Raw genomic sequence first — 15,016 nt, forward strand, 5'->3', positions numbered from 1 at the left:
GAAACGCCGCTTTCGTCGCAGCAATTGTCCGGAGGCCCCCGTTAAGAGCATCCCAACCGGCATCGGAATGCCTCCGGCTTGGCCGCTGGCTCCAACCGCAGACCCCGCCGTCTGCGCTCTTTCCCCATAGACAGCCCCAAGAGTCCCGCGGCTTCCACCTTGGGAGGTTTTCCAACGCGGGCCGATGTCGCGCCAAGCCGCACCCTCACACCGCGGCCCGCATCAGAAAACCTTCACCATTGAAGACCTTCGTCCACAGCTCAGGATGTTGCAACTCGGCCCGACGAAGCCGCTACTCGTCGCAGCGTGGACCGCTACCCTCGGAACTAAGGCGGCTTGGCGCGTGTGGAAGTTTTTTGAGCGATCCCATATACACAGGGTTGCTCGTGTTACTCGCTGTTTTTTCCGCCAGCCCTAGGTCATGTTGACAAATGTCGGAGCCAAAGGCGGATAGATGTGATGTCGATGAAGCCCAGGAAGCTTTCAGCAGTCTTGTCATAGCGGGTTGCGACACGCCGGGCATTCTTGAGTTTGTTGAAGCATCGCTCAACCATGTTGCGCAGCCGGTAAAGTCTGTGATCCACACCCACGCGCATCTTGCGGGTCTTGCGCATTGGAATTTGAGTGAGGATGTCGCGTTCATCCATGGTTTTCCAAATACGGTCAGCGTCATAACCCCGATCTGCCAGCAGCACCTTGGGCTCCGGCAAGTTGTCGGCCATGACCAGGTCGAAACCGAGATAACCCGACGTTTGGCCCGGCGTGATTTCCGTTCTCATTGGCAGGCCATGCGCGTTGACGCGGAGGTGGATCTTGGTCGTGAACCCACCTCTTGAACGGCCAAAACCCTGTCGAGGAGTCCCCCTTTAGCGCCCGCTGCCTCCCTCTCGGGACATTGCCTGCGCAATGCCCTGCCGGGCAGTGGATGATGGGCGCGAATGACAGTGCTATCGACCATTTGCAGGGCGTCTGGGACGGTCCCGCTCTGGTTGAGGGCATCCAGAATGTCCTCCCAAAGCCCAGTCAAGGTCCATCGGCGAAACTGGCGGTAAACACTTGACCACTTTCCGAACTCCTCCGGCAGGTCACGCCAAGGGGATCCTGTCCGGGCGATCCAGAAAACCCCATCCAGAACAAGGCGATGGTTGGCCGGTTTGCGCCCGTTCGGGGCGCGGGTAGCGAGGATGAAATGTTCGAAAAACGCCCACTCCTCATCCGTCATCAAGTCTCGTGCCAAGCTGGTCGCCATAGCAGATACCAGCTTGAATCACGCCAACGGGCCGTTGTGAATCCCTTTTGTCAACACAACCTAGTGTAGGGCATAGGCTCAAACGACCGCCGTTGACCTTGCCCTCGGAGAATCTTTGCAACTCCCGCAAAGTTACCTATATTTAATGGATATGGGTGATCATACACCACCCGAGGATGCTATGAACGTTAGAGTGAACACATAACCGCAGCTACGCCAGCTATGCTGGAACCGTCCCAACAATGCTGTTGTGGACGTTGAAACTGCGCTCGCTCTCTATGAGCGCAACTGGCGTTTCGTTAATCAAGATGCAATCACACCACGCGAACAGAAACTCTTGGACCGCCTTGTTGCTGAGTACGGCAACGGGCAATTGCTGGCCGCGTGAAGACTGAGCCGCAGGGTGCGGACTGAACCGCACCGGGTTTGCCGGAGGCTTCAACTCCTGAGTAGGATGAAGTCACAATGAGCAAGACAACCAACAAGTATTCTCCTGAGGTCGGCGAGCGTGCGGTGCGCCTGGTGCTGGACAAGTGAGCCATTGAAGGCGCCATTGGTTCGAGCCCAATGGCAAACGGCCAGCACAGTTCCCGCTGGCAGGCAATCATGCCGGTCTCTGCGAAGATCGGCTGTTCGGCGCACACGCTGAATGAGTGGGTGAAGAAGGCGGAAGCCGACAGCGGCAAGCGGGCGGGTGTTCCAACTGATGTCGCCGGCAGTGCGGGTCGTTCGCGCAGCGATCAAACGAAGGCGCTTGAGCGGGAGAACCGCGAGCTGCGCCAGGCGAACGAGATTCTCCGCAAGGCATCGGCGTTGACCTTGTCACTCGGACCAGTGGCGTTCCTACGGTCAACTTTGCGATGGCGGAGCTCGGCCGCCGGTTGAAGGGATGGTGTCATTCATCCGCTGCCCGGCAGCGCATGCCAGCATGCGCGAGAGGGGACATGCATCGCGGTGAGCATGGGGTCGAGCCGATCTGCATTCGCCATTGCCGCTCGGACCAATGGCGCGACATGGCTCATTCCTGCCGATTGCCCCTTCCACGTATTACGAGCATCTGGCGCAGCGGGCCGATCCGGCCCGGTTGCCGGACCGTGCCCGGCGTGACGCGGCATTGCGGCCCGGGATCCTGCGTGTTTTCGAAGAGAACTGGCGGGTCTATGGCGTGCGGAAGATCTGGCGGCAATTGCAGCGGGAGGGTTTCACTGTTGCCCGCTGCACGGTCGCCCGGCTGATGAAGAGCATGGGTATTCAAGGCGCTCGCCATTGTCCTCGGACCAATGGCGGACAAAAGCTCGCTCCGGGGCAAGCCGCACAAAACCACGATGCCCGGCAAAAAGGCCCCGTGCCCGCTCTCGCACATGCTGCGCATGTGCTGCCGGGCAGTGGATGGACAAGGTGAACCGGCAATTCCGTGTACCCGCGCCCAACATGCTCTGGGTCAGCGATTTCACCTATGTTGCCACCTGGAAGGGGTTCACCTATGTCGCCGCTCGCCATTGTCCTCGGACCAATGGCGCCTTCAATGGCTCGCTTATCGATGCCTATGCCCGCAAGATCGTTGGCCCCCTCTCGGCAGATTTGGCTTTGCCAAATCGCCTGCCGGTCAATGGGTCGTGTCAGCACCTCGGCGCATGCCGGGTTCGTTCTCCCCTCTCGCACATGCTTCGCATGCGCCTGCCGGGCAATGGATGCTCTGGAGCAGGCTGTTCACGAGCGGCGGCCGACAAAGGCGATGGGGCTTGTTCATCACTCCGGCCGCCGTTCTCGGCGATGCTGGCATCGCCTGTCACGCAGTGGGTCAGCCAATACCTTCGATCAAATACACAGAGCGGTTGGGCGAAGCCGGTATCGAGCCCTCTGCGGGCAGCGTTGGAGACAGCTATGAGTTCAAGCAGATCCGCGCAGCGGATCAAATGATCCGGGGGATCATTTGAAGGCGCAGAACGCCCTGGCCGAGACGATCAACGGTTTGTTCAAAGCCGAGGTCATTCACCGCCGCGGCCCTTGGCGCAACTTCGAAGACGTGGAATACGCAACGCTCGAATGGGTGGTTTGGTTCAACAACCGCCGCCTGCTTGAACCCATTGGGAACATCCCGCCGGCAGAAGCAGAGGCCCATTTCTACGCCGCTCTGGAAACTGAGGACATTGCCGCGTAACTAACTGAAATCAGTCTCCGGCAAACCCGGTGCGATTCAGGTCTTAACCGCGACATTCTCGATTTGTCGATGATGATTTCACGTTGGGGGCCGATCCCTGAGGAAGCGTGGGCTATCGCCGAAGGTGCCTACGGAGACACCGCGTGCAAAGCGTACGGTGAAGCAATCGCACGCATCCGCGACACTGACTGGCTACAAAAATGCATGACCGACATGGGTATGGAGCCTGATCTTGAAGATGAGATACTTGCCCTTCATGGCGGCCCCTTGGACAAGGAAACGTGATGAATTCTTGAGTGCATCATTGCACTCGTGGCTGAGTTGGTCCCATTGTCTATCTTCAAGCAAATTGAGGTTCGCTTCGAGTTGGCGTGGACGGCAGGTTCGCGTCTGCGGCCAAGGTGTGCAAACCGCCCTCACTTCGGGACGGCTCTAGTGCTGCGGCTGCACCAGTCATGTCCGCTTGGGGCTGCCTGCCGTCATTCACACCTGGTGCGGCGAATGCCCAGTCAGAGCCCATTGTACCGATTGCTGCGTCTTGTTTGAACTATCGCGAAGCTCGCAATACTGACGTTGGCCATGGCAAGATTGGCCCTTTGCGGTCACTCACTGGTTTCCCTGGGCGCCGCTGTGCAGCCCTCCGTTGGAGGCTTTCACTGCAGTCGCGAAACTGTTTGCAGCGTGACCTCATGCTTAGCCAATGAAAGTGAATTACACACTCATGGTTGACTAAAATTCAACATAGCCTTTGAACGGCCAACTGCCGCCATTCTACTAGTTTTCGCAAAGCGGTGAGTCAGCGCGCAGCGAGAGCCCTTAGCTGGATGATTGGAAACAAGCGTTGTGCCGCAAAACTGTATCAGGAGCATGCAGAGCCGGGTTGCTCAAAATAACGGCAATCATCAAACCTCGAAAGTGATCTGACCGCCGCAGATTGTCAGTGCCGCCCGTGCCAAGCTGAGCTGGTCCGCCCGCTGCGCCGCAAGATCGCGGTCCATGACAACCACATCTGCCATCATGCCCGCACGCAGCTTGCCCTTGCGGTGCTCGTTGAACTCGGCCCAAGCACCGTCACAGGTATAGGCCGCCAGGGCATCGCGCAGGCTGTGGCTTTGTTCTTGCCAACTGCCCGGCAGCGGCTGGCGCGCCACCGCGCCCTGGATGGTGGGCATCACATCCACAGGAACAACCGGCCAGTCCGTTGAGAAAATGACCTTGGCGCCGCTTTCGCGCAGCGTCCGTGACGGAAACGCGGTTGGGATCTGGTGGCCGTGCAGCAAGGGTTCAAGCTCCGGGATCGCTTCGGGGCATGTATGCGGCGCATGGAGGGGCTGCATGGACGCAATGACGCCAAGCTCCCGGAACCGGGAGATATCATCGGCGCTGATGGTTTCGATATGTTCTATCCTGTGGCGGCTGTCGCGGGCGCCATTGGCACGCCGGGCGGCCTCAAACGCATCCAGGGTCCGCCGCACGCCCGCATCGCCGCAGGCGTGAACAGAGATCTGCAGCCCCATGGCATCGGCGCGGATGCAGGCCTCATTGAAATGGGCAGCGGAAAACAGCGGTGCGCCGCAGCCGCCGGTTTCCGGATAGGGCTGGAGCATGAAGGCGGTCCTGTTCTCGATCACCCCGTCGATAAACATCTTGACCCGGGCCGACCAAAGATGGCTGCTGGTGTAGGTCCGGCGCATGTATGCCGCTTCTTCCAGCCGTTCCAGCGGGTCGGTGTGTTTGAGGTGCAGCGGCACTTCGGTCCGGCACAGCAGTTTGCCCTCCGCCTCCAGTTCCGAGAGCAGCTCCAGCTGATAGAGATTGCCATCCATGTTGTGCAGACCAGTGATCCCGAAGGACGCGCAGTGTTTCAATCCCTGTTCAAGCACTGCCTTGTCGATCGCGCGCTGTGCCGGTGTTGGCGCCGGCACCGGATCGGCGCCGGTCAGGGACCCTTCCATATCGCGCCCGCCCAGTGGTGTGAATTTCATCACCGGAGCCATGGCGGCCGCCTCGCGCAGTTCGCCTGTAGCGGTGCCATCCGGCCCCATGACGATTTCCGAGCCTTCGTCCACTTCCCGGCCCTTCAGAATCCCCGCCGATTCCAGTGCCGAGGTGTTCGCCCAGGCGGTGTGGCCGTCCGGCGCCAGGCAGGCAAACGGACGGTCCGGCAGAACGGCATCCAGATCATGGCGGGTCAGCGACCGGTCCCCCATCGCGTGATAGCTGGCCGCATAAGCATAAAGCAGAACGTCATCCGGCCGCTGTGCCGCATAGGAGCGGATCGCTTGGGTCAGGGCGTCCAGCCCAGTGATGCCGGTCAGGTCAAGATATTCCAGTTCTGCTGCGCCCTGAAACAGGTGGACATGGCTGTCGATGAACCCGGGCAGGACCGTATTACCTTGGGCGTCAAACACCTGGGCCGACCCGGCGATGGCCCGGATTTCGGCATTCGTCCCCACTGCGGTGATGAGGCCGTCCTTGATCGCCAGGGCCTCGGCATCTGGGCCGTTGAAGGTTAGAACTTTGCCGTTCAGGATTACCAGGTCGGTCATTGCTGCCTCTCATTTTGCAAGAATAGCCGGGCCGGGAGAGGTGTTTTCTCCCGGAGGCTTCAGTTTGGGTGTTAAAGGGTTGCGCTTGGCGGGGCGCTGCTACAGAGCTGGCCGCCGCGCGGCTTGATCCAGCCAGGGCATCTTCTCTTGCAAAACCGAGGCCACATGGAACGCCCTTGGATCATCAAAGGCACGCGCCACGATCTGCACCCCAACCGGCCGCCCATTGGCGCCAAGCCCGGCAGGCACGGCCAGCGCCGGCAGGCGCGACAGCATGTTGAACGGAGCCAGGGTGTTCAGGTCGTATTCGCTGTCAAAGTCGCGATCGCCGATGGTGATGCGGTCCCAAGGCTTTTGCTCGGCAAACATTTCGTAGCTGGCAAAGGCAGGGCAGATGAAAGCGTAGTAGTCGTTTTCCATCATCGGACCGAACCGGCTGTAGATATCCGCCGCAACATCGAATGAGGTCAGAAACCCGTCCGCTGTGGTCTTGGCGGCGCATTCGGCAAAGTACTTGGTATAGTCGCAGACCAGATCCGGGTGCGCCTCCACTTCACGGATCAGCGCGGCGCCCATCAGGTGGTTCAGGTAGCTGGCGCAGCCGTCGCGCACTTCCTGCCCCCAGCCCAGCTTCACCTCCTCGATGATCGCCCCGGCATCCGACAACGCATCAAGCACCTTATAGGTCTGATCGGCGACGTCCTTGGTCACCACTTCGTTGCTGATATCCAGGCTGTAGCCGATACGCTTGCCCTTGAGGCTGCCGTATTCAAACGGGATCGTCATTTTTTCCCGCACGGTGGCAATGTCCTGCGGGTGGTGGCCGGATATGACATTCTGCATCAGCGCGCAGTCAGCTACCGTGCGGGCCATCGCACCGACGTGGCAGTAAGGATCCAGGTTGAACGGCGCCGCATCCGGCACCCGGCCATAGGGCGGCTTGAAGCCGACGACCCCGCACATCGCCGCCGGGCCGCGAATGGAACCGCCGATGTCCGACCCGGTTGCCAGCGTGGTGATGCCTGCTGCCAGCGCCGCCCCGGCCCCACCCGAAGAGCCAGAGGGGGTATATGCCGGATCCCACGGGTTGCGGGTCACGCCGTGCAGGCGGGTTTCGGTGGTCCAAGCGCTGCAGAATTCAGGCGTGGCCGAGCGCGCGTGGAAAATCGCGCCCGCGTCGCGCAGCCGCTGTGCTACCGGGTGGGTTTGATCGGCGATGTGGTCTTTGTAGATCAGCGACCCTTGCGTGTTGCGCTGTCCTTTGACGTCCATCTCGTCCTTGATGGCAACCGTGACCCCCTCTAGCGGGCGGGCATCACCGGGGCGGTTTGTGTAGACCTCCTCGGCGGCCCGGGCGGCATCCATCGCCTCATCAACGAATGTTTCGGTGAAGGCGTTGATCACCGGCTCGACAGCTTCAGCGCGGGCAAATTGCGCCTTCAGAACATCCACAGGGGAAAGCTCACCGGATTTGAACAGCGCAATCTGCCGGGTCGCCGGCAGGTAGCACAGATCGAGATCGGACATGGCAAGGGTTTCATTCAACGGCATGGAGTTTTCTCTCGTTGCTAGGTGTCTGTTGTTCGGGCAAGGCGTGGTGCGATGCTGCGATCAGCCTGCGGGTGTAATCATGCGTGGCGTCGGCAAAGAGCCGGGCGGTGGGTCCGGTTTCGACCAGTTCGCCTTTCAGCATCACAATCATGCGGTCGGCGGCATGTCGCACGACGCTCATGTTGTGGGTGATCAGTAGGATCGACAGGCCCATCTGCTCCTGCAGGGTGTTCAGAAGGTTCACCACCTCGCCCTGGACCGAGACGTCCAGCCCCGCGGTCGGCTCATCCGCCACCACCAGCGAGGGCGACAGCGCCAGTGCCCGCGCCACACCGGCGCGGCGCGCCTGGCCTCCGGACAGCTCATGCGGGAAGCGGTCGGCATAGGCCTCACCCAGTCCGGCCTGGGTTAGCAGCTCAATGGCGCGCGTGCGCGTTGCCTCCGCCCGGCGGCCATGCACAATCAGTGGTTCGACCACCTGTTCTGCGATCGTCACCCGCGGAGACAGCGAACCGGCGGGGTCCTGAAACATCATCGCAACTTGCTCGCGTGCTTTGCCCCAGCCTGCGGCATCCGCTGTGGTCAGCTCGCTGCCGTTGAGGCGGATACTGCCCGCATCCGGGCGGACCAGCCCCATGATACTGCGCGCAACCGTGGTTTTGCCTGATCCGCTCTCACCGATCAGCGCCAGCGTTTCGCCGCTGCGGATATCAAAGCTGACTTTGCGGACCGCCGGGATTTCATCACGCCAACCACCCAATGAGGGCGGCAGCAGGCCCCTGCGGGTGAAGGTCACCGACAGGTCTTCGACACGCAAGACAGGTGCGGCGCTGATATCTATCCGTCCGGGCGGCCCATCAACGATCTGTACCGGCTGCTCCAGCGCCTCGCTCATTGTCGGGAGTCTGCGGGTTGGCGTTTCGATCTGCGCCGGATCGCAGCGCAGCAGCGCCTTGGTGTAGCTATCCTGCGGGTCAGCGAAGACATCCTGCACCGGGCCAGCCTCGCGGATCTCGCCGGATTTCATCACCAGCACCTCGTCACAAAGCGACGCCACAACACCCAGATGATGGGTCACAAAGACAATGGTGCAGCCGGTCTCGCCTTGCAGGCGCTGCAGCAGTTCAAGGATCTCCACCTCCAGCGTCGGATCCAGCGCGGTGGTGGGCTCATCCGCCAGCACCAGATCCGGCCCCAGCAACAGCGCCATAGCGATGGAGACCCGCTGGCGCTGGCCGCCGGACAGTTCATGCGGGTACATGGTCATCCGCGATGCGGGGTCCGGCAGGCTGACCCAATCCAGCGCGTCTATGGCACGCTGCCATTTCTCACGCTTGGACCAAGGCTCGCGGTACAGAAGATCGATCATCTGCTGGCCGATGGTCAGACCCGGTGCCAGCGATGTCATCGGGTCCTGCGAGATGTATGAAATCCGGGTGCCGCGCAGCGCCCGCATCCGGTCCGGCGGCTGGCGCAGCAGATCCATACCGTCAAACCAGACTTCGCCCGAATTCAGCGTGGCGGCATCCGGCAGCAGCCGGGTCAGCGCCCACAGCAGGGTGGATTTGCCGGAACCGCTTTCACCGACAATGCCCAGGGTGCGGCCCTTCTGCAGCGTGAAAGACACCCATTTCACCGCCTGAATGGGGCCAAAGCGCACGGCGAGGTCGTCAACTTTCAGAAGCATATCCGCCATGGTTCAGCCCTTTCCGCCAAGTTTCGGGTCAAAGGCATCGCGCAGCGCTTCGCCCAGGAAGGTGAAACCGAGCGTCGCCAGCACCAAGGGGATCCCCCCCGCCACCACCAGCCAGGGGGTGTGGCCGACAAAATCAAACCCGTCCTGCAGCATCAAACCCCAGCTTGAGGCGGGCGGCTTAACACCCACGCCAAGGAAGCTGAGGCCGGCCTCGGCGGCGATGAAGGTGGGAATATCCATTGAGGCGACGATCAGAACCGGGCCGATCACATTGGGCAGGATGTGGCGAACCACGATACGGACGCGTCCGGCCCCCATAGCGCGCAGCGCTTCAACATATTCGGCATTGGCCTGCGCCATGACCGAAGCCCGCATGATCCGCCCGTAATAGGGCACCGAAGTTGCGACCAGCAGCCCGACCAGCACAACCATACCGCCGCCAAAGATCGGCCCGATGGCCAGCGCCAGGATGATCACCGGATAGGCGCGCACGGTGTCAAACCCCAGCGTCAGCACATAGTCCAGCCAGCGCGGCCCCATCGCCGCCATCATGCCCAGAATGCCACCCAGGATGACCGACAGCGCGGTGGAAATCAGCGCCACGCTCAGCGCGATCCGCCCGCCATAAATTGCCCGGGACAGCACATCGCGGCCCAGCTGATCCGTGCCCAGCCAATGCGCCGCACTTGGCCCCTGCAGCTTGGAGGGGATGTCCATGGCATTGGGGCCGTAAGGCGCAATCCAAGGGGCCAGCAGCGCCGACAGGATCAGCAGCAGCGCCAGCAGCAGCCCCAGCATACCCATCGGATCGCGGGCCAGATTGGTGAACCCGCCGGGGCGCACCGGTTTGATGACGGGTTGAATATCAGCCGCAGTCATTGCTCTTGGCCCTCCTTGAAACGGGGATCGATGATGGCGTTGAGGATGTCCGCGGCGGTGGTGGCGGCGATCAGCAGCGCGCTGGAGGCCAGCACCGCACCAAGTGTCACCGGGTAGTTGCGCAGGATCACCGCGTCATACATCAGCTTGCCGATGCCGGGCCGGGCAAAGACGATCTCGGCAAAGACCGCGCTGCCCAGCATGTAGCCGACCCCGACCCCCAGCACGGTAATGGTCGGTGCCACCGCCACCCGCAGCGCATAGCGCGAGATAATGCGCGGTTCGGTCAGGCCAAAAGAGCGGGCGTTGCGGATATAATTTGCCGACAGCACCTCGATCATCGAGGCGCGTACCAGCCGCGCCAGGTAGCCGACCCAGCCGATGCCAACTGCGACGGCTGGCATGATCAGGTGGTGCAGCGTAGAACCAAAGCCGCCTTCGCCCGCGCCGATGGCAGGCAGCCAGCCCAGCCGGGCGGAAAACAGCAGCATGCCGTAGATTGCAATGATCACCGAAGGCACCGCGATGACGCTGACCGAAAGCACCCCGATAAGCCGGTCAAACAGCCCGTTGCGGCGCACCGCCGCCAGGCAGCCCAGCGGGATGCCCAGGCCTGCTGCCAGCAGCATCGCTGCCGTGATCAGCTGCACAGTATGCGGAAGATGCGCCATCAGCACTTCGCTGACAGGGCGGCGGCTGCGCAGATCGGTGCCCAGATCGCCCTGGGCCACCGCCCCCAGATACTTCACGATCTGCACTGGCATTGGCTGATCCAGCCCCAGCCGCTCGGCAAACTCGGCCTTGATGGCTGGCGTTGCCCGTGGGCCCAGCATCGCGCTGGCAGGATCGCCAGGGGCCAGTTGCACCAGCACATACAGCGTCGAGACTGCCAGGATCAGCACGGTCACCCCAAGACAGGTGCGGCGGAGAATATAGCCAAGCATTTCGGTGTTTCCTCAGAAGAAAAATCCGGGCGGGGCTGCAGGCCGCCGCCCGGCAGGAGGGAGGTCAGTTTGCGGTCTTCTTGAAGCCGGCAAAGACTGGACGGCCGTCGGGCAAGGTGGCCGGCACGATCTTGTCGTTCCACAGGATGGTCAGGGGTTCGTTGGTCAGGAACAGGAAGTTGCCGGATTTCTCCATCATCTCCTGCATCTGTGTGTAAAGCCGGCCGCGTTCTGCGTCATCGGTGCTGCGGCGCGCCCTTTCGACCAGGGCGTCATAGTCCGGGTTGCTCAACCCTTCCCAGTTCCAGACGCCGACCTGATTGGAGGTGAAATACTGCATCGTGTAGATGCCGTCGGGATTGCCGGTCCAGGATTTCACATGCAGCTGCAGGTCGGCAGCACGCGTTTCATCGACACTCCAGAAGCTGCCTTCATCCTGCCCGTTCAGCTCGACGGTCAGACCGATCTCAGCCAGGTTGGCCTGGACAATCTGGGCAATGGTGGCTCGGTTGGCCGTATTCACGAAGTCAAGCCGCAAGACAGTTCCTTCGGCCCCCGCCTCGGCGATCAGCGCCCGGGCGCCGTCAACGTCCCGCTGGATCGGTAGCACGTCGCGGTGGCCCAGAAGCCCCGGGGCGACCATACCGGTTGCCTGTTCGGCCCGCCCGTTCGAGACCGCAGCCAGAATGGTGGGCACATCCACCGCTTTCTGGATGGCCTGGCGCACGCGGATGTCCGACAGTCCCTCGTAGGTTTCCGAAATGCCCAACCAAAGCGGATCCAGCGATGTACGTAATTCGGTATTACCGGCGCTTGTTGACCAGCTGTCGTACTCTAGCGCTGAGGCTGCATAGGTAAAATCGATCTCGCCTGCATCAAAAGCCACCCGGGCGGCGTTGTCATCAGCAATGGCTATGATCGCGACTTCTTCAAAATCTGCCGCCTTGCCTGTCCAGGCCGGATCCTTTTCCAACATGAAGGCCTGGCCGGGCTCATGAGACTTGAACCTGTAGGGGCCAGCGGTTGCAACCGGGGTTGCCTCGAAATACCCGTCCGAAGCCTCCGCCGCGGCCTTGGAAATAATCGCGCCCGAAGTGTAGGATAGCGTCGCCGACCAGAACGCCGGGGACGGTGCGCTCAGGTGAATGACCCCGGTGTACTTGCCGGTTACTTCGACATCCTCCAGCAGCGTGAACTCGGTCGCGACACCGGATTCCAAGCCTTGATCCAAGTGCCGTTCAAAAGAGTATTCTACATCTTCCGCGGTCAGCTCCCCATAGCCGCCGGACCACATGATGCCGGGTTTCAGCTCAAAGGCGATGTGCTGCGGATCGGACAGATCTACGGATTTCGCGGCATCCAGTTCGGCCTTCCAACTATCCCCCGGCACATGTTTCGCCAGGCGCGGATAGAGGTTGTCGATCAGAAGCTGTTCCGAGCTGGAACCCCAGTAGGCCGGATCCAGGTAGCCCGGATCGGCAGCAACCGCGATGCGAAGGGTGTCAGCAGCACCTGCGCCTGCTGCGGCGGTCCAGATGGCGGCTGCCACGCTTGTGCCTATCGAAACCTGCCGGGCCGGCTTTGTCGGAATTCTGGTCATCTTCCTCTCCATCTGTTGGCATCTTTTCCAACAGTCTAGAGGGCGCGCGACCTGCAAAGCACGCACCGTTAGACCCCCAAAATTAGGCTGGACGCAGCTATAGTGCATAAAGTAGCGTAAACACATGCCCGAAACTAATCTCTCCGCCAATCTCAGGATGCTGTGCAGCTACGGGCGTTCCGTCTCGGATGTCTGCCGCCGAATCGGCATCAATCGGCAGCAATTCAACAAATACCTCACCGGTCAGACTGCCCCGTCGCTCGCCACGCTGCGCCGGGTTTGCGACTTTTTCGGGGTGGATGAGGCCGAGATCCTGCAGGAAAAGAAGGCCTTTGCCAAACTGGTCCGGCTGCGGCCTCCGGTTCTGGCCAGGTCGGATGATCCGCTTTCGGAGCAGATCGAAAAGGTCATCCGCCGCGACCGCCGCAATGCCGGCCTGCTGGAGCGCCACGCAGGTTACTATAATATATATATGAGCCCCGACCCGTCCAAAAACTATCTCTTGAAGAGCATTGGACGGATTTTTGGCAACGGGCACGACTGGTTCTCCAAGGAGCTGGAGCGCTATGAGGATGACGAATTCGCCATCCCCTCGACACTCAAACACTCTGGCCTGGTGTTCGAAGCGCACAACCGGATCTTCATAACCAGCCGCGAGCAGGGGCAAGGAAACGGCATGTGGACCACTGCCCTGATTGCCTCGGATTATGAGGAGCCCTCGTTTCTTCCCGGGCTTCTCCAAGGGATCGAACCGGAAGGCGGGCATATGCTCTATGGCACCCGTGTGGTATGGGAGTACTTGGGAAAATCACCGGATTTGCGGGCAATCTTGCAACGCTGCGGGGCCTATAAAAGCGATCATTCCGAGGTGCCCGAGTTTGTGCGCAACTCCATCTTTTCAACGGAAGGCACTGACACGGCCACTTTGACTGCTGCATTTTAGCCGCAGCGAAACGCGCCCCCCCCGGCAACCGCCGGAGCGGATACAAAAGAACAAGATTTCTATCAAATGATGGCCGCCACGCAAGCCTTTCATGCGAGTTTTTCAGGCCCATTGTTCAACATCCAGCGTCTGCTTTAATGATCTGTTTCTGCCCTTCTTGCAGCTGTGGCAAATTTCCGATCTCCTGAAGGTTTTCCGATGCGGGCCAGGGTGCAACTTTGCTGTTGGACACGTCGGCGGCCCGCGTTGACAAACCTCGGAAGGAGGAAGCCGCGGGCCCCGGGCGCTGTCTATGGGGAAAGCGTGCTGCGGGTGATTGCGAGGGTGGGGTCTGGCCAGCGACCGGGCAGGACGTGTCGATCGCTGGAGGTCGCTCGGACGACTGGGGGCGTGGGTTTCGGATGCCGGCGGAACAGTTGATTGCATTTTCCTGAGCAAAGCGCGGCGACGAGCAGGCCAGGAGCGGTCCAGCCTGCGGGCGGCAGCTGGTGAGTTTCGCGCGTTTGAGACGGGCGTTGCGTCATGCGGCCTGCTCCCGGGGGGGGCTCGAGATGGCGGCTTCTGACCGCGGCGGAAGACCTCGATGATGCGCATCGCGCCGCCACAGCAGGGGCACGGTTCTTCTGCGAAGAATACACAGCCGAGCGCAACCGGCTGAAGGCGGCAGCCGCCGGGAACCGCAAGGAAAAGGAACAGGCGCTCGCCCGTGCCAAGCGCGACCACCAGAAGCTGGTGGATGCAATCATCGCAGGCATTCCCGCAGATCAGGTGAAGGACCGGATGATCGAGCTCGACACGCGGCGCCAGCAACTGGAACGGGAGCTGGAGCATACCCCTGCCCCGGACACGGTGGTGTTTCACCCGTCGATGGCGGAAGCCTACCGCGAACGGGTGTCGCGGCTGATCACGACCCTTGGCTCCACCGAAAGCATGGAAGAGGCCAAGGAGGCGCTTCGGGCGCTGGTGGAGCGGATTGTGCTGACGCCGGCGACGGAAGGCACCGGCCTGGATCTGACGCTGGAGGGGGATCTGGCGGGGCTGCTGCGGCTGGCGGCGGGTGCGGGAGGTCCGAACACGAAGAAGGCCCCGGGCGTGCCGCCTGAAGCCTTTGATATGTCTTGTGAATTAGTGTTGGTTGCGGGAGCAGGCAACCGCCGTATCCTACCTGCCCTCTCCGCAATCATATAAGCCCATGATAGCGCACAGCTAACGGCAGGTCTGCGCAATAGTGACCTTTGCAAAGTCGGGGCCGCCGGGCGGGATTTATTGCCCGCCGGGCCCATAGCACTCATTGACAACAATGCGAGGCGCTGCAGCGCGGGTCCCCAAAGCGGTTGTTCATAAGGGTTAGGCGCCTGGCTGGCAGAAAGTCATGGCGCTTACAAATGCCTTCCTTTGAAGCTAGGGATCGCCTTGCCAGTTATCCGCCTCATCTTTAGCGTGA

At 61.3% G+C, this 15,016-nt stretch carries 10 protein-coding genes and 1 pseudogene; 4 read left to right on the forward strand and 7 right to left on the reverse strand.

The window, feature by feature from the left end; translation table 11 throughout:
• Window positions 1-419: 419 nt before the first annotated feature.
• A protein-coding gene (locus K3555_RS16635) for an IS5 family transposase (RefSeq protein WP_260006322.1) occupies window positions 420-1,249 on the reverse strand; the annotation gives its coding sequence in 2 pieces (ribosomal slippage) (window positions 420-868 and window positions 868-1,249; 831 coding nt in all).
• Window positions 1,250-1,855: 606 nt separating this feature from the next.
• Between K3555_RS16635 and K3555_RS16645 the strand changes: the two are divergent.
• A pseudogene (locus K3555_RS16645) lies at window positions 1,856-3,410 on the forward strand (IS3 family transposase).
• A gap of 69 nt (window positions 3,411-3,479) precedes the next feature.
• Window positions 3,480-3,695: a hypothetical protein gene (locus K3555_RS16650; protein ID WP_260006323.1), complete on the forward strand. Its 216-nt coding sequence runs from the start codon at window positions 3,480-3,482 to the stop codon at window positions 3,693-3,695.
• 617 nt (window positions 3,696-4,312) lie between these two features.
• Here K3555_RS16650 and K3555_RS16655 read toward each other — a convergent pair.
• The 6 genes from K3555_RS16655 to K3555_RS16680 all read right to left on the reverse strand — a co-directional run bounded on the left by K3555_RS16655 (window position 4,313) and on the right by K3555_RS16680 (window position 12,629).
• On the reverse strand, window positions 4,313-5,959 hold the full coding sequence (locus K3555_RS16655) for an amidohydrolase (RefSeq protein ID WP_260006324.1): 1,647 nt from the start codon (window positions 5,957-5,959) through the stop codon (window positions 4,313-4,315).
• 99 nt (window positions 5,960-6,058) lie between these two features.
• Window positions 6,059-7,486 carry an amidase gene (locus tag K3555_RS16660; RefSeq protein ID WP_260006325.1) on the reverse strand — a complete coding sequence of 476 codons (1,428 nt, stop codon included), beginning with the start codon at window positions 7,484-7,486 and terminating at the stop codon, window positions 6,059-6,061.
• Window positions 7,487-7,496: 10 nt separating this feature from the next.
• Entirely contained in the window at window positions 7,497-9,206 is a 1,710-nt protein-coding gene (locus K3555_RS16665) for an ABC transporter ATP-binding protein (RefSeq protein WP_260006326.1), read from the reverse strand.
• Between the two features lie 3 nt (window positions 9,207-9,209).
• Window positions 9,210-10,085 (reverse strand): ABC transporter permease, encoded by an 876-nt coding sequence (locus K3555_RS16670; protein WP_259987394.1) that lies wholly within the window; start codon window positions 10,083-10,085, stop codon window positions 9,210-9,212.
• Window positions 10,082-11,029: an ABC transporter permease gene (locus K3555_RS16675; RefSeq protein WP_260006327.1), complete on the reverse strand. Its 948-nt coding sequence runs from the start codon at window positions 11,027-11,029 to the stop codon at window positions 10,082-10,084. The genes K3555_RS16670 and K3555_RS16675 overlap by 4 nt, the downstream gene beginning before the upstream one ends.
• Before the next feature lie 64 nt (window positions 11,030-11,093).
• Complete coding sequence (locus K3555_RS16680) at window positions 11,094-12,629, reverse strand: ABC transporter substrate-binding protein (protein WP_260006328.1); 1,536 nt, start codon at window positions 12,627-12,629, stop codon at window positions 11,094-11,096.
• A gap of 124 nt (window positions 12,630-12,753) precedes the next feature.
• Between K3555_RS16680 and K3555_RS16685 the strand changes: the two genes are divergently transcribed.
• Together K3555_RS16685 and K3555_RS16690 are read left to right on the forward strand one after the other, a co-directional pair.
• Complete coding sequence (locus tag K3555_RS16685; protein ID WP_260006329.1) at window positions 12,754-13,572, forward strand: helix-turn-helix transcriptional regulator; 819 nt, start codon at window positions 12,754-12,756, stop codon at window positions 13,570-13,572.
• Window positions 13,573-14,094: 522 nt separating this feature from the next.
• Window positions 14,095-14,760, forward strand: a complete 666-nt coding sequence (locus tag K3555_RS16690; protein WP_260006330.1) for a hypothetical protein — start codon at window positions 14,095-14,097, stop codon at window positions 14,758-14,760.
• Window positions 14,761-15,016: the final 256 nt, after the last annotated feature.

It is taken from the genome of Leisingera sp. M527 (assembly GCF_025141525.1).
Taxonomy (GTDB): domain Bacteria; phylum Pseudomonadota; class Alphaproteobacteria; order Rhodobacterales; family Rhodobacteraceae; genus Leisingera.

Coding starts and splice junctions, on each gene's coding strand:
- K3555_RS16650 (WP_260006323.1), top strand. CDS start 3,480: ATGATGATTTCACGTTGGGGGCCGATCCCTGAGGAAGCGTGGGCTATC.
- K3555_RS16655 (WP_260006324.1), bottom strand. CDS start 5,959: ATGACCGACCTGGTAATCCTGAACGGCAAAGTTCTAACCTTCAACGGC.
- K3555_RS16680 (WP_260006328.1), bottom strand. CDS start 12,629: ATGACCAGAATTCCGACAAAGCCGGCCCGGCAGGTTTCGATAGGCACA.
- K3555_RS16675 (WP_260006327.1), bottom strand. CDS start 11,029: ATGCTTGGCTATATTCTCCGCCGCACCTGTCTTGGGGTGACCGTGCTG.
- K3555_RS16670 (WP_259987394.1), bottom strand. CDS start 10,085: ATGACTGCGGCTGATATTCAACCCGTCATCAAACCGGTGCGCCCCGGC.
- K3555_RS16660 (WP_260006325.1), bottom strand. CDS start 7,486: ATGTCCGATCTCGATCTGTGCTACCTGCCGGCGACCCGGCAGATTGCG.
- K3555_RS16690 (WP_260006330.1), top strand. CDS start 14,095: ATGCGGCCTGCTCCCGGGGGGGGCTCGAGATGGCGGCTTCTGACCGCG.
- K3555_RS16665 (WP_260006326.1), bottom strand. CDS start 9,206: ATGGCGGATATGCTTCTGAAAGTTGACGACCTCGCCGTGCGCTTTGGC.
- K3555_RS16685 (WP_260006329.1), top strand. CDS start 12,754: ATGCCCGAAACTAATCTCTCCGCCAATCTCAGGATGCTGTGCAGCTAC.